Annotated in this window: 2 protein-coding genes; both read right to left on the reverse strand. The window is 29.6% G+C overall.

Annotated elements, in window-relative coordinates; all coding sequences use genetic code 11:
- Window positions 1-77: 77 nt before the first annotated feature.
- Window positions 78-698, reverse strand: a complete 621-nt coding sequence (locus DIU01_RS15050; protein WP_290835882.1) for a hypothetical protein — start codon at window positions 696-698, stop codon at window positions 78-80.
- An 18-nt stretch (window positions 699-716) separates the two neighbouring features.
- Window positions 717-931, reverse strand: a 215-nt coding sequence (locus DIU01_RS15055) for a hypothetical protein (RefSeq protein WP_290835884.1), incomplete at its 5' end; no start/stop codon positions are given.

Consider the following 931-nt stretch of genomic DNA (forward strand, 5'->3'; position numbering starts at 1 on the left):
AGTCAGGAGACATTTGCGCAGCTTAATAATTTATTGTTAATCTTTATTTAGGTTGCCATTGCCGTGGCAACCTTTTTTCAAGGAAATACTGTATTTGATATTGTTGCACCATTAAAATCAAATCTTCCATCCTTTATTTCAATTATATCATTGCTGTCAGAAGAATTTTTTAAAGTACAATTAAAGATTCCAGAAACAATAAGTTTAACATTCGGTACTAATTCATAATTAATTATGTTTAATACACCAGAGTTTTCCATTGAACGATAGTATTGATAACTATTAGTTTCTACATTAAATATTCTGCAATGTATGTAAGTATGATTAAACCCATCAATATTGCTTGAACCATTGGATGCATTTATGGTATAATTATTTACTCCATTTTGATTTAAATTTTGAATATGCAAAAGTAAACTTGCAGTTCTATTACTTTTGTAATCTTTAACTTGAATTTCTGTATATTGCTGATTACCAGTTGGGTCTCCGTAAATTGTCACAGCATTATCACTACCTCCAAAAGTACCTGTTCCATCTCTCGGAATCAGTAAGTTTCCGTTTATACAACACCCGAAAGTGTTTGCTCCCGTTGTGGTAACAGCAGGAAGGCTATCTTGGCAAGAACTTCCTTTTTCATCATTAGAGCATGATGTTAGAAATTGCACTATAAGTGCTAAAAATAAAATTTGCTTTTTCATGGTTATTTATTTACTATTTTAATTTGGACTCGTTGGACTGATAGGAATGTTTACTTTTGGATCAGCAATATAACTTACAACTAATACTGCTAATAACATCGCAGAGGTAAAAACAATAGTTTGCACAACTGAAAATTCCCTTACTTTTAATTTATCAATTTCTGAATTTTTAATATTCATTTCATTTTTTCCAATTTTAAAAGTACTTATTGAATCATTAAAACTAATTAACC

This window comes from Flavobacterium sp. (genome assembly GCF_003525665.1).
GTDB lineage: Bacteria > Bacteroidota > Bacteroidia > Flavobacteriales > Flavobacteriaceae > Flavobacterium.

Coding starts and splice junctions, on each gene's coding strand:
- DIU01_RS15050 (WP_290835882.1), bottom strand. CDS start 698: ATGAAAAAGCAAATTTTATTTTTAGCACTTATAGTGCAATTTCTAACA.